Here is a 14,222-nt window from a genome sequence, read left to right as displayed (position 1 = left end):
ATTATTTAACTAATAAAGGATAGAATAAATCTATAGAAATTAGCATTCTAAGCGAGTCGACTTAATTTTGAAAAATTAATTCAAACTGTGTTATGACAACAAAAATATGCTATTATAGGACGTAATGCTACTTAAGAAGGAGAGCTTTAAACATGAAACGAACTGAAGCACGCAAAAAAGCGTTGCAAGCATTGTTTCAGTTAGACAGCACGGAACTTTCAGTCGAAGAAGCAATTAGTCACGTTCTTCTTGAAGAAGAAAAGACGAATGCATTCTTAGACCAATTAGTTCGTGGAACAACTGAACATAAAGAAGAAATTGACACAACGCTAGAAAATAAACTTGAAAATTGGACGCTAAGTCGTCTCCCAAAAATTGAAAGAACTGTTTTACGCCTAGCAGTTTACGAATTATTATTCATGCAAGATGCACCGAGTAGAGTTGTAATGAACGAAGCAATTGAGCTTTGTAAACTATTTGGTGATGAAAAATCAAGCAAATTCGTAAATGGAGTACTTTCGAAATTTACTGAGCAATAACAATTTGTAGTAGTGATCATTGGAAGGAGTAACAACATGTCAAGTGCAATCATAAATGGTAAAGAAATCGGTCAAGAAATACGAAAGTCTGTAGCTGAACGCGTAGAGGTGCTTAAAGAAAAAGGTTTAACACCTGGTTTAGCGGTTATTTTAGTGGGGGACAACCCAGCTTCAAAAACATACGTAGCCAACAAACAAAAATCTTGTGAGGCAATTGGTATGTTCTCAGAGTTAATTAAATTACCTGAAGATATTTCTGAACAAGCTTTATTGGAACAAATACGTGAACTAAACGATCGAGTGGACATTCACGGAATTCTTGTTCAACTCCCTCTTCCAAAGCATATTAATGAAGATGCAGTTATTGCAACGATTTCTCCTGAGAAAGATGTTGACGGCTTCTCGCCAGTAAGTGTTGGGAAAATGATGTTAGGACAAGAAACGTACTTGCCATGTACTCCTTATGGTGTCATGAAATTACTTGAGCATTCTGGTATTGAGATTGCAGGTAAACATGCCGTGATCGTCGGTCGTAGCCATATTGTAGGTAAACCAATGGGTCAATTGTTGCTTCAAAAAGATGCGACAGTTACATATACACATTCTAAAACACCAAATCTACCAGCCTACACAAAGCAAGCAGATATTTTAATCGCTGCGGTAGGCCGTCCAAACTTCATTACGAAAGAACATATTAAAGATGGTGCTGTCGTAATCGATGTTGGGATTAACCGTGATGAACATGATAAATTATGCGGCGACGTGGACTTTGCGGATGTGGACGGAATTGCGTCTCATATTACCCCAGTTCCAGGTGGCGTCGGTCCGATGACAATTACAATGCTTCTTTCAAACACTGTGCAGGCTGCTGAAAAAAAGTTATTGCACGACAAATGATTTAGAAACATGTAAAATAAGTAGGACAGAAGCTGTTTTTCTGACGAGAAACAGCTTTTCTTTTGCGAAAAATTAATAGACCGACAAAAGTAGATATACATAAATACACATTTTATGAGAAAAGGAGCCGAAAAGGTCATGACATCGTCTTCTTATTTAACGGTTAAAGCGTTAACGAAATACATTAAACGCAAATTTGATGCAGACCCACATTTACGTGATGTTTACGTAATGGGGGAGCTTTCGAATGTCAAAATTCATAGCTCAGGTCATATTTATTTCACGTTAAAGGACGACGCATCACGCATTAATGCCACGATGTTTCGTAGTCAAGCGGCTCGACTCGCCTTTAAGCCAGAAGAGGGTATGAAGGTATTTATACGCGGCGATGTTAATGTTTACGAGTCGAGCGGTGCATACCAGCTTTATGCGCAAACAATGGAACCGGATGGCATTGGTGGACTATTCGTTGCCTTTAATCAATTAAAAGAACGTCTGCAAAAAGAAGGGCTCTTTAACCCGAACTTTAAGCAGCCAATTCCAACATTCCCGAAAACAGTTGGTGTACTTACGGCAACAACAGGTGCAGCGATTCGGGATATTTATACGACAATTAATAGACGTTTCCCCAAAACGGAAATACTTATTTACCCAACGCTCGTTCAGGGAGCAGGTGCGGCACCGAATATTGCAGAAAATATTTATCTTGCGAATCGGCAAGGGCTTTGTGATGTGTTAATCGTAGGTCGCGGTGGAGGGTCGATTGAGGATTTATGGGCATTTAATGAAGAAATCGTTGCGCGCGCTATTTTTGAAAGCCAAATTCCGGTCATTAGTGCGGTCGGTCATGAAACCGATACGACGATTGCCGATTTTGTGGCAGATCTCCGTGCCCCGACGCCAACTGCCGCAGCAGAACTGGCTGTACCGAATCAGCAGGAATTATACCAGCGCGTACTCGTACAGCAGTCACAGCTTCATCAAATGATCACGTCACGGCTAAATTTCGAACGCAGTCGCTTAACGAAATTACAAACTTCCTATCCACTTGCAACACCTGAGCGTCTTTATCGTCCTTTTACAGAGAAGCTTTTACAAGTAGATACGGCGCTTGAAAAATCAATGAGTGTCTATTTTTTAAAGAAGAAAAGTGAAATGCAAGCGAGCGAAGCAAAGTTGAAAATGCATTCACCACAGCATTTACTAGCTGCTTCTAGTCAGCAACTAAACCACGCTACAAAACAGCTGCATCGTTCTATGCAATCGGTAATGGAGCAAAAAAAGTCTGCATTTGGCTCAGTTGTTCGAACGCTTGAAGCACTTAATCCGTTAGCCCTTATGAATAAAGGGTTTAGTGTGACCTATGTAGGGGATAAAGTTGTCAAAACTGCGGCTGAGCTTGCTGTAAATGATGCGATTTCAATTCAATTTCAAGACGGTGTTGCGCAGGCTAAAATAGTCTCAACGCAACTACATCAAAAGGGGGAATAACACATGTCAAAACAAACGTTTGCTGTCGCAATGACTGAGCTTGAAGAGGTTGTACGCAAGCTAGAACAAGGAGATGTCCCTTTAGAGGAAGCGATTGATTTATATAAAAAAGGGATGGAACTGTCGCACTTTTGTCATGAGACGTTACAAGGTGCAGAGCAACAGTTAATTTCAATTGTTGGAGAAAACGGTGAAAAACAGCCGTTCAATCCAGGAAATGGAGAAGGTTAATTTATGAATGAAGCATTGAAGCAATTTATCGAGTCAAACACTCCGGCAATTGAGCAGGAAATGTCCGCACTAGTTGAAAAAATCGTTGCCCCGTCGCATTTAAAAGAGTCGATGCTGTATTCGCTTAACGCTGGTGGTAAGCGTATTCGTCCATTATTCGTTGCCGCAGTATGTGAAATGTATAAGAAGGATCTAGCGCCTAGTTTAACAGTAGGGGCTGCAGTGGAAATGATTCATACGTATTCATTAATCCACGATGATCTCCCATGTATGGATGATGATGAGCTACGCCGCGGTAAGCCGACAAACCATGTCGTTTACGGTGAAGCACTTGCAACCCTTGCCGGGGATGCATTAAATACATTAGCGTTCGGCGTAATTGCACGAATGGACCTCCCAGCTGAAAAACGCATCGAGTTAGTGAATCTACTAAGTATAGCAGCAGGTGCTGAGGGCATGGTTGGTGGTCAAATTTTAGATATGGACGGCGAGGAGCGTTTACTGAATCTAACAGAGCTAGAGCATGTCCATGTTAATAAAACAGGGGCACTACTACGCTTCAGTATTGAATCAGGCGCAGTTTTAGCCGATGTGGCAGCCGATGAGCGAGCAGCACTTGTTGAATATGCGCATCATATTGGCTTAGCCTTCCAAATCCAAGATGATATTTTAGATATTGAAGGTACGTCAGAGCAACTAGGTAAAACAGCAGGTAAGGATATAGCAAGTGATAAAAGTACATATCCAGCACTGCTTTCTTTAGAAGGCGCGAAAGCAAAGTTAGATGATCATTATGAACAAGCAATTGCGGCACTAGAAAAAGTACAAACAAATAGTAGTTTATTACATGAATTCGCAACATATATTGTAAAACGCAAGCATTAGTAAAGTGTAAAACTTTTTTCTGCAGTTTTACACTGTTATAATAGGTAAATCACGATACGGTGAATAATTAGATGAAAAGGTGTGTGGATGAGGTGGATTTAACGAAGATTTCTAGTCCATCCTTTTTAAAAGACTTGAATAAAAAGCAATTAGAGGCGCTAGCTGGAGATATTCGCGCTTTCTTAATAGAAAAATGCTCTGCTACTGGTGGTCATATTGGGCCGAACCTGGGTGTTGTCGAGCTAACGATCGCATTGCATAAAGCTTTTAACAGTCCAAAGGATAAATTTTTATGGGATGTAGGACACCAAGCCTATGTGCACAAAATTTTAACTGGACGCGCTGATCAATTCGATACGCTTCGTCAGTTTAAGGGTTTATGTGGCTTCCCAAAGCTTGTTGAAAGTGAACATGATGAATGGGAGACTGGGCATAGTTCAACGTCTTTATCTGCTGCAATGGGGATGGCGGCAGCACGTGATATTAAAAAGGATAAAAACTACGTCGTACCGATTATTGGTGATGGTGCATTAACAGGTGGAATGGCACTTGAAGCACTGAATCATATCGGTCATGAAAAAACAAATATGATCGTTATTTTAAACGATAACGAAATGTCCATCGCACCGAATGTAGGCGCACTGCACAATGTTCTTGGGCGTCTTCGTACAGCAAAAGAATATTCAAAGGCAAAAGAAGAGCTTGAATCATTAATGAACAAAATACCAGTTGTTGGCGGCAAGCTTGCTTCCACGGCGGAACGTGTTAAAGATAGCTTAAAATATTTAGTCGTTTCCGGCGTATTTTTTGAGGAAATGGGCTTTAAATATTTAGGTCCAATCGATGGTCATGACTTTGAAGCGCTTGAGAAAACACTCGAGTATGCTAAAAAAGTAAAAGGCCCGGTGCTTGTACATGTTTTAACAAAAAAAGGGAAAGGTTACAAACCAGCTGAGGAAGATACAGTCGGCACATGGCATGGCACAGGTCCATATAAAATGGAGACAGGTGCATTTGTAAAGTCAGCAGTCAAAGGCCCAGCCTGGAGTAGCTTAGTAGCAGACTCTGTTCGTAAATGCATGGAAGAAGATGAGCGCATTGTAACGATTACACCAGCAATGCCAGTAGGTTCAAAGCTAGAAGGCATCCAAAAGAATTTCCCGAATCGATTCTTTGATGTGGGAATTGCCGAGCAACACGCAGCAACAATGGCGGCGGGTCTTGCAACTCAACAAATGAAGCCTTTCCTTGCGATTTACTCAACTTTCCTACAACGTGCATACGATCAAGTGCTTCATGATATCGCACGTCCAAACTTAAATGTCTTTATTGGCATTGACCGTGCAGGATTAGTAGGAGCAGACGGTGAAACGCATCAAGGTGTATTTGATATTGCCTTCCTTCGTCACATTCCAAACATCGTATTGATGATGCCAAAGGATGAAAATGAAGGCCAGCATATGGTGAAAACAGCAATCGATTATGATGGAGGTCCAATCGCACTACGTTACCCACGCGGTAATGGGTTAGGCGTAGCAATGGACGAAGTAATGAGAGCTATTCCAATCGGTTCATGGGAAGTATTACGCGACGGTACGGACTCAGCAATCTTAACATTCGGTACGACAATTCCGATGGCGATGGAAGCGGCAGAACAGCTAGCGGAGCAAGGTATAAGTGTTCGCGTTATCAATGCACGCTTTATTAAACCGTTAGACGAGACAATGTTGCACGAACTGATGTCAGCAAATATGCCAATCCTAACAATTGAAGAGGCAGTATTACAAGGTGGTTTTGGTAGCGCCGTGTTAGAATTTGCAGCAAATCACCACTACCGTAATGTTGCCATTGACCGCATCGGTATTCCAGATGAGTTTATTGAGCATGGTAATGTTGACCAGTTACTAGAAGAAATTAATGTAACGACAGAAGAAACGGTAAAACGTATTCAGAAGTTCGTTAAAGACAAAAAACAGGTAGGTTCTAATATAGTATGACGAAACAACCGAAAGAACGTGTAGATATCCTACTTGTTGAACGCGGTTTATGCGAAACACGCGAGAAGGCAAAGCGTACCATAATGGCAGGACTTGTGTTCTCAAACGAAGTTCGTATTGACAAAGCAGGCGAAAAAATTGCCATTGACTTACCTTTACAAGTGAAAGGATCACAACTGAAGTATGTAAGTCGTGGTGGCTTAAAACTTGAAAAGGCTCTAGAAATTTTTGATATGTCTGTTGATGGCAAACTAATGTTAGACATTGGCTCATCAACAGGTGGCTTTACAGATTGTGCTTTGCAAAACGGCGCCCGTCATTGCTATGCGCTTGATGTAGGTTCCAATCAGTTAGCATGGAAAATTCGTTCAGACGAGCGTGTAACTGTAATGGAAAAAACAAATTTCCGTTACACAAAACCGGAAGATTTAGTAGAAGGATTACCGGATTTTGCAACAATAGATGTATCATTTATTTCATTAGCACTTATTTTACCAGTATTAAAAACAATCTTAATGCCTGGCGGAGATGTGATGGCACTTGTAAAGCCTCAATTTGAAGCTGGCCGTGAAAATGTCGGTAAAAAAGGCATTGTACGTGAGCCGAAAGTCCACTTAGCTGTATTAGAAGAAACGGCGAAAATGGCAACAAATGTGGGCTTCATCGTAAAAGATGCGTCGTATTCACCAATTACTGGTGGAGAGGGCAATATCGAGTTCTTATTCCATTTATATAACCCGAAAGACGGGGAAAAGGTAGAGGCATTTACTGATTTTGGCTCACTCGTTAAACAAGCGCATAGTGAATTAATATAGATTACAAAGGCACATATTGACCTGGAATTGGAAGATATGATGTCCCTTCATAGTGACAAAAAAGGAGAATCTTATACGTAAGATTCTCCCTTTTTGAATAGTTTGAAAGTTTAGGGCAATAGGTTATATACGGATTTTTAGTTCTCTTTGCAGTTTTTCTTGTTTTTTTTTTATGCAAATGTTAGTGTAAATATACAATACATAAAACGACGAGGTGAACGATATGAACAAAGGCCAACGCCATATTCGTATTCGCGATATTATTACAAACAACGAGATAGAAACACAAGATGATTTAGTAGAGCAGTTAAAAAATGCTGGTTATAATGTGACGCAAGCAACGGTTTCACGTGATATTAAGGAATTACATTTAGTAAAGGTACCAATGCAAGATGGGCGCTATAAATATAGCTTACCAGCTGACCAACGCTTTAATCCAATCCAAAAGCTACACCGAGCACTAGCTGATGCGTTTGTAAGTATTGACGGTGCATCTCATATCTTAGTAATGAAAACATTACCTGGTAACGCAAATGCAATCGGTTCACTACTCGACCATTTAGACTGGTCTGAAATTTTAGGAACAATTTGTGGTGATGATACGATTATGATAATCTGTCGTACCGAAGAAGATCGAGAAGGTATTAAAAATCGCTTATTAGATATGCTTTAATTCGAGGTGGATATTTTTGTTAAGAGAACTAAGTATTCGAAACTTTGCCATCATTGATGATTTAACGGTGAGTTTTTCAGAAGGTTTGACCGTGTTAACAGGTGAAACCGGCGCGGGGAAGTCCATAATTATTGATGCAGTAAATATTCTAGCTGGCGGACGGGGGTCAACCGAGTTTATTCGTCACGGCACAAAAAAGGCCGAGCTAGGTGGATTATTTCAGGTGCCAAGTGATTCACATCCGGTGTACGCGAAACTTGAGGAAGCCGGGATTGAATCGGAAGAGGACACGATTATTCTACGTCGCGACCTAAATGACAACGGGAAAAGTGTATGTCGAGTAAATGGCAAGCTTGTCCCTTTATCTGTACTACGTGAAATTGGTGGCAGCCTTATAGATATTCATGGACAGCATGAAAACCAAGAGCTTATGGACGAGAAGCAACATATCAACTTACTGGATCATTTCGCTGCAGAAGCCTTGCAACCGCTATTAGAGCAGTATACAGAGGCATACAACGACTACCGTGAGCTTAAGCGTGAGGTCGCTGCTTTAAATATTGATGAGCAGCGTACGGCACAGCGTATCGACCTGTACCAGTTTCAGATTCAGGAGCTTGAGCAAGCGAATTTGCAAGTGGCGGAAGAAGATTCTTTACTTGATGAACGCCGTCGTTTACTGAATTTCCATAAAATTTTTGAACGAGCGAATGTAGCCTATGAAGCAATTTCAGCAGAGTCACATGGCCTTGATTTTATTGGCAATTCAATGAATGCACTAAACGATATAGTGAACCTAGATGAAAGCTTTAAGGAAGCGTCAGAAGCGGTCACAACGAGCTTTTATGCATTGCAGGATGCTGCATACCAAATAAAAAATGTACTAGATGAGCTAGAGTTCGATCCGGAACGTTTAAACGAGGTAGAACAGCGTCTAGCACATTACCAAACGATGAAACGTAAATATGGTACAACGGTTGAAGAAATTTTGGTGTATTATGCAAAAATTGAAGAAGAATTAATGCAATTAATTAATCGCGACGAAACGATTCAAAAAAATGATGAATTACTTCGTATAATGGAGGCAAAATTAGAGAAACTAGCGGAACAATTAACTGCTATTCGAAAAGAAAACGCCGTTCAATTAAGCGATGCCATTATGGAGCAACTCCGTGTATTACATATGGAAAAGGCGAAATTTATTGTTAATTTTGAGCAGCAGGAGCAGTTTGATGCAAATGGTAAAGATTATGTGGCATTCTATATTTCAACAAATGTTGGAGAACCCCCAAAATCACTACCAAAAATTGCATCGGGTGGAGAATTATCGCGTATGATGCTAGCATTAAAAACAATTTTCTCATCTTCTAACGGCATAACATCCATTATTTTTGATGAAGTGGATACAGGGGTAAGTGGTCGTGTGGCGCAGGCCATTGCAGAAAAAATTGCAACGATATCCATACATTCACAAGTTCTTTGTATTTCCCATTTACCACAAGTGGCGGCAATGGCCGATCAGCATTATTTAATTAAAAAGCAGGTTGAGCATGATCGAACATTTACAACATTAACAGAAATAATTGAAGCAGCGCGCATTGAAGAAGTAAGTCGTATGATGAGTGGTACTGAAATTACTAAGTTAACGCTACAGCATGCCTCAGAGCTTGTGCAAATTGCCGATCAACGAAAGCAATTGATGAAATAAATGAAAACGTAAAGGATACGAAAATGGCCTTTACGTTTTTTATTGTTTAAACGACAAATATTTTCCGTTCATAACTCCGTCAAAATTCCACATAGTAAGCGAAACGAAACGGAGGAGGTGACGTATGAAGTGCCATTTGCGTAATTTTTTATTCATTGTAGTGTTTGTCATGTTGGCACCATCGAATATTTATGCGAGACAGCTCATTCCAATGGGACAATCGATAGGTATTCAACTACAGCTACCATTTGTATATATTTCCCATGACGTGCTTTTGCCAGATGGTCAATGGTTGAAGCAGGGGGATATGGTTACTGAGCTGAATGGTCAAAAGCTTTCAAAGCTTGCCGTTTTACAAAAACAGCAACAATCAATTCAATTAACAATTGAGCACAATAATAAGGAGCGAACGTTTGAATTATCTAAGGAAGAAGTCAATAATTTATTACCGTTTTTAAAGGATGAAACAGATGGCATCGGTACTTTAACATTTATTGATCCGGAGTCAAAGGAATACGGCGCTTTAGGGCATCAAATTATCGACTCAACATTAAAACAGCCGCCGTCATTTAGGAATGGAGCCATTTATTTAGCGTCCATTACACAACTTAAGAAAAGCACACCAGGTCAACCAGGTTATAAGGTTTCAGTCGTTGATAAATCAGCAGCGCGGCTAGGTAGCATTTTGAAGAATGATGTATACGGCATTTTCGGCTACTGGGAGCAAGAGTTACAACACAGTGTGCAACGTCCAATGAAAATTATACACGAAAAAGATTTGAAATTGGGCGCAGCTGAATTGTTTACAGCAATAGAAGGAAATGATGTCCGCGCATTTGATATCGAAATAGATAAAATAGAAGGAAGTCTTATCCAATTTAAAGTAACTGACCGGGAATTACTCGAAAAAACGGGAGGCATTTTACAAGGGATGAGTGGGAGCCCAATTGTTCAAAATGGTCAATTTGTCGGGGCAGTAACACATATGTATGTTGAAGAACCGACAAAAGGCGCGGGGATACTGATCATCGAAATGCTGAAAAAAACGCCTAATTAAGGAATATTGACTATACTTTTTGTAAAAGTGTAGTCTTTTTTCAGTTTTTTTATTAACATAATACATAATGATAATTCGACAAAATAAAAATGGAAATGAATTTTGTCGTTTTAGACCGAAAACATACTACTCATTACTCATTTTTTTGCAGTAAAGAGGTTTTTTTGGGGGAATGTCGAAATATCAAAACTATGTCAAATGGACACATTTGGAGTGTAGAAGAAATTTGAAGTATTAGAATAAAAAGGGGGAATATTTTTGACGAAAGTAAAAATAGCGATTGCTGATGACAATCGTGAACTAGTGAAAACAATGGAGCTGTATTTTCAAAACCATCCAGAAATTGAAGTAGTAGCTACTGCTTCGAATGGTAAAATATGCATTAAAATGTTAGAGGAACATCAATTGGACGTACTTCTCCTAGATATTATTATGCCGCACTTGGATGGACTAGCGGTTCTTGAGGCTATGTATAATGACGAACGCCATATGAATACGCAAGTTATTATGCTAACGGCATTTGGTCAAGAGGATGTAATGAAGCAAGCGGTGAATTTTGGGGCTTCGTATTTTATGCTCAAGCCGTTCGAGTTTGATCAACTTGTTCAAAAAATTCTACATTGCGCAGGACAAAGGGGCGATGGCGAAAAGCGTAAAAGTGTGTTGCAACCACAAGTTTCGCAAAAATTGGACCAACGTCAGTTAGATACGACAATTACAGCTATAATTAAAGAAATTGGTGTGCCAGCACATATTAAAGGCTACTCTTACTTACGTGAAGCCATTCAGATGGTCTATTATGATATTGAACTTTTGGGCTCTGTAACAAAAATTTTATATCCAGAAATCGCCAAGAAATTTAACACAACACCATCCCGCGTCGAACGTGCCATTCGCCATGCCATTGAAGTCGCATGGAACCGTGGCAACTACGAATCGATTTCAGAGATGTTCGGCTATACCGTGCACCACTTAAAATCAAAACCCACGAATTCAGAGTTCATTGCGATGATTGCGGATAAAATACGCATTGAAATGGTAGCGAGTTAAGCTTGATTTGGCGGGGTTTATAGTATTTAGATCACTGTAATTCATAGAATTTTACCAGCAAACTACTCTTTAAAAGTAATAAACTTTATTTAATTGATTTACTTGTTGAAACACATTCATTTCGAGTATTGTTACTCGTTTGGAGGTGTTTTTTTTTTTTTGAGAACAGAAAACGCGATGATCTAACAAAATTTATTTAAGAAGACGATCCAGTCATATAGAAAGACATCATTCACCCCAAATAGGGCGAGTTGATGTCCTTTCTTATCCACTAAAAAATACGTTGCCTCCTTTAATTGAGTTACTCATTTCCAATGGAATAATTACCTTTGTAATCGTGTATAAACAGTATTAATAAGATTTCGTATAACTTCAGTCACAGTTGGAATTAATGCAAATAAATCTATAGGACTAAATAAAATAAATATTTTGATTAGTTTTATTTTCGAGTAAGGATTTTAACCTTTTGTGATAAAATTCTCTAAACAAAATACTAAATATTGTATATACTATAAAATAAGTGGAAGGAGGATTCGCGTGATCATCTTTGAAAATAAATTTTTAGAAGTATCCGAAGAAAATGGTAAAGTTTACATCAAAACAATGCAAACCGGATTTTTATTAAAAGATTTTGATAGCATTATACGCTTAAATCCTCGTATAAAATTAACGAACTTTGCAATTTTAAAAAATGTCTTATCGAAAGTAAATGAAAATAAAACAGAAATTGGCGAATGGCTACCGACAGTTGCCCTTGAAATTTCTCGAGACAAAATGTCTGTGTCATTGTTTATACATGAAACCGCTGAATATGTCCGTGAAAATAAACAAGAAATTTCAGAAATAGTACGTAAATTGTTAGTAGAAAATAGTATAAATCATGGTGTTTTAAGTATTAATCTAGAGAGTATTGTTACTGGTAAGGCAATGTTAATAGCACAAGGGACTCCGCCTGTGAAGGGTGAGGATGCGAAAATTACGTATTTAGAAATTCCAGAACGTAAGCCCGTTATTCGTGAAGATGGTAAGGCCGACTATTATGATATGAGTTTTATTTTTGAAATTAGTGAAGGTGATTGGCTAGGGGAAAAAATCCCCCTTCAGCAAGGGACACCTGGTTACAATGTGCATAATGACTTAGTGCCTGCACAGCCTGGTCGAGATGGAATGCTTAAATATGATAAAAAATCAGCCTATGAAGTTGAAGAGAACGGAAAAACTATATTAAGATCTCGTATAGGCGGCGTTCTAGAGCATGTACAAGGGATGGTGTCTGTTAATCATCATTTACCCATTGCTGGCGATGTTGGTGTAGAGACGGGAAATATTGACTTTGCAGGATCTATTAGTATTCGTGGAACGGTTCAGGTTGGCTATAGCGTTACAGCAAAAGGAGATATCTCAATAGAAGGTGCAGAAGGCGTTTCAGGAGCCAAGTTGATAAAATCATTAGACGGCGATGTGTTTATTCGTGGAGGGATTTTCGGTTTAGGACAAACGCGTGTTGAGGCTGGCGGTAATATTTTCGTGAAGCATGTGAATGAGGCGAATCTAGTAGCTGGTGAAGACGTTCATATTGGATTTTATGCGCTCGGATCACATCTAAAAGGGCACTCCATTTTAGTTGATGAGCGTAAGGGCAAGATTATTGGTGGAACAGCGATTGCAAAAAGTATGATTGTGACAGCGATTTCAGGTAATCGACTCGAAAGACGAACCGAATTAATTATTAATAGCATGAACAAACAAGAAGGACTAGTTGTGATTCAGGATAGAGCAGCGTTACTGAAATCGATACATGAAGATATTGTACAGTTAGAAACGCAAGTTAACAGAATGATACCATTGGTTAATAATTTGACTAAGCAACAAATTGCAGCATTTGAACAGACGAAGCAAAAATTAAATAGAGATAAAGAAGTAGCCATAACACTTGACCGAGAAATTAAGCAAATGATGAATGATTTACGCAATGCTGGTAAAGAAGAAATCCATGTTACTAAGGAAGCGTATTCTGGTACATACATTCAAATTGGGAAAAAATCTACCATTTTGTCCAAGATGACAAATGGGAAATTTATTTTAGAATTTGGAGAACTGAATGTATAATGGCTCATGTACCGATTTATGCGCATCGTGGGGCTTCCGGGTACGCGTTTGAAAATAGTTTTACAGCGTTTATAAAGGCTAAGCTACTTGGCGCAGATGGCATCGAATTTGATATTCAGCGTTCGAATGATGATGTTTTAGTCGTTTTTCATGATCTTCATTTAGCCCGTCTCACTGGGGTAAAAAAATTTATTTTTGATTGTTCAGCTGAGGAACTAGGGCAGTACAAGCTAGGGTATCGATTTAGTCGTCTTTTTTCGTCAAAAAAGATTCCAACCTTTGAAGAGGTAATGAAGTGGGCTAATGAACAGCAAATGGCGGTCAATATTGAGATAAAAGAGTCACTCCTAATGGATCCAACCCCACTTATTGCAGCACTTCTGACGACTGAATTGTCAGGGAATAGTCACTTTTCTTCATTTCATGAGGAGTTATTACAGTTAGTGAAGGTATTACGTCCTAATGTGGAGACGGCTTTAATTGTGACGAAAAAATTTAACTGGGATACGCTTGGCTCATGCACATATATCGATGTGGTTCATGCGAGTAAAAAGTATTATAAACGACGGTACTTAAAGGCATGTGATTATGCAGGTAAAGGAATTCGTTTTTACGGCATTCAAGGAAATGAGGACTTTCTAAAACAGCCACATCCTGCAGTCATTGGGTGGATCACGGATTATCCTGATCGGGTTCGAAAGCAGCAAAAGCAATAGTAATTTACTTTTAATTAGGTAAAAGTAAAGGGCAGCCTTAAAAGTGAGTTTTTC

General features: G+C 39.2%; 13 protein-coding genes. All 13 read left to right on the top strand.

Features of this window, described 5'->3' with window-relative positions:
• Positions 1-152 precede the first annotated feature (152 nt).
• The 13 genes from nusB to MHH87_RS10600 all read left to right on the top strand — a co-directional run bounded on the left by nusB (position 153) and on the right by MHH87_RS10600 (position 14,168).
• Positions 153-539 (top strand): transcription antitermination factor NusB, encoded by a 387-nt coding sequence (nusB, locus tag MHH87_RS10660; protein ID WP_340749287.1) that lies wholly within the window; start codon positions 153-155, stop codon positions 537-539.
• 36 nt (positions 540-575) lie between these two features.
• Positions 576-1,436, top strand: a complete 861-nt coding sequence (gene folD / locus MHH87_RS10655; protein ID WP_340749286.1) for a bifunctional methylenetetrahydrofolate dehydrogenase/methenyltetrahydrofolate cyclohydrolase FolD — start codon at positions 576-578, stop codon at positions 1,434-1,436.
• Between the two features lie 138 nt (positions 1,437-1,574).
• Positions 1,575-2,927, top strand: a complete 1,353-nt coding sequence (xseA, locus tag MHH87_RS10650) for an exodeoxyribonuclease VII large subunit (protein ID WP_340749285.1) — start codon at positions 1,575-1,577, stop codon at positions 2,925-2,927.
• A 3-nt stretch (positions 2,928-2,930) separates the two neighbouring features.
• Complete coding sequence (gene xseB / locus MHH87_RS10645) at positions 2,931-3,158, top strand: exodeoxyribonuclease VII small subunit (RefSeq protein WP_340749284.1); 228 nt, start codon at positions 2,931-2,933, stop codon at positions 3,156-3,158.
• 3 nt (positions 3,159-3,161) lie between these two features.
• Positions 3,162-4,043 (top strand): polyprenyl synthetase family protein, encoded by an 882-nt coding sequence (locus tag MHH87_RS10640; protein WP_340749283.1) that lies wholly within the window; start codon positions 3,162-3,164, stop codon positions 4,041-4,043.
• Positions 4,044-4,135: 92 nt separating this feature from the next.
• Entirely contained in the window at positions 4,136-6,040 is a 1,905-nt protein-coding gene (gene dxs, locus MHH87_RS10635; protein ID WP_340749282.1) for a 1-deoxy-D-xylulose-5-phosphate synthase, read from the top strand.
• Positions 6,037-6,855 (top strand): TlyA family RNA methyltransferase, encoded by an 819-nt coding sequence (locus MHH87_RS10630; RefSeq protein ID WP_340749281.1) that lies wholly within the window; start codon positions 6,037-6,039, stop codon positions 6,853-6,855. The genes dxs and MHH87_RS10630 overlap by 4 nt, the downstream gene beginning before the upstream one ends.
• 223 nt (positions 6,856-7,078) lie before the next feature.
• Complete coding sequence (ahrC, locus tag MHH87_RS10625; protein ID WP_340749280.1) at positions 7,079-7,528, top strand: transcriptional regulator AhrC/ArgR; 450 nt, start codon at positions 7,079-7,081, stop codon at positions 7,526-7,528.
• Positions 7,529-7,544: 16 nt separating this feature from the next.
• Positions 7,545-9,236 (top strand): DNA repair protein RecN, encoded by a 1,692-nt coding sequence (recN, locus tag MHH87_RS10620; protein ID WP_340749279.1) that lies wholly within the window; start codon positions 7,545-7,547, stop codon positions 9,234-9,236.
• Between the two features lie 124 nt (positions 9,237-9,360).
• The gene (locus MHH87_RS10615; RefSeq protein ID WP_340749278.1) at positions 9,361-10,293 is read left to right on the top strand and encodes a SpoIVB peptidase S55 domain-containing protein; all 933 of its coding nucleotides are present in this window, start codon (positions 9,361-9,363) and stop codon (positions 10,291-10,293) included.
• A 258-nt stretch (positions 10,294-10,551) separates the two neighbouring features.
• Positions 10,552-11,343 (top strand): sporulation transcription factor Spo0A, encoded by a 792-nt coding sequence (spo0A, locus tag MHH87_RS10610; protein ID WP_340749277.1) that lies wholly within the window; start codon positions 10,552-10,554, stop codon positions 11,341-11,343.
• A 537-nt stretch (positions 11,344-11,880) separates the two neighbouring features.
• A complete protein-coding gene (locus MHH87_RS10605; protein ID WP_340749276.1) occupies positions 11,881-13,452 on the top strand; it encodes a DUF342 domain-containing protein in 1,572 nt (523 codons plus the stop codon).
• A complete protein-coding gene (locus MHH87_RS10600; protein WP_340749275.1) occupies positions 13,452-14,168 on the top strand; it encodes a glycerophosphodiester phosphodiesterase in 717 nt (238 codons plus the stop codon). Before MHH87_RS10605 ends, MHH87_RS10600 begins: the two co-directional genes overlap by 1 nt.
• The last annotated feature ends 54 nt before the right edge of the window (positions 14,169-14,222 follow it).

This window comes from Solibacillus sp. FSL H8-0538, from assembly GCF_038003525.1.
Taxonomy (GTDB): Bacteria; Bacillota; Bacilli; order Bacillales_A; family Planococcaceae; genus JBBOPI01.
The sequence above is the reverse complement of the archived record's forward strand: the minus strand, read 5'-3'. Positions and strand labels throughout refer to the sequence as shown.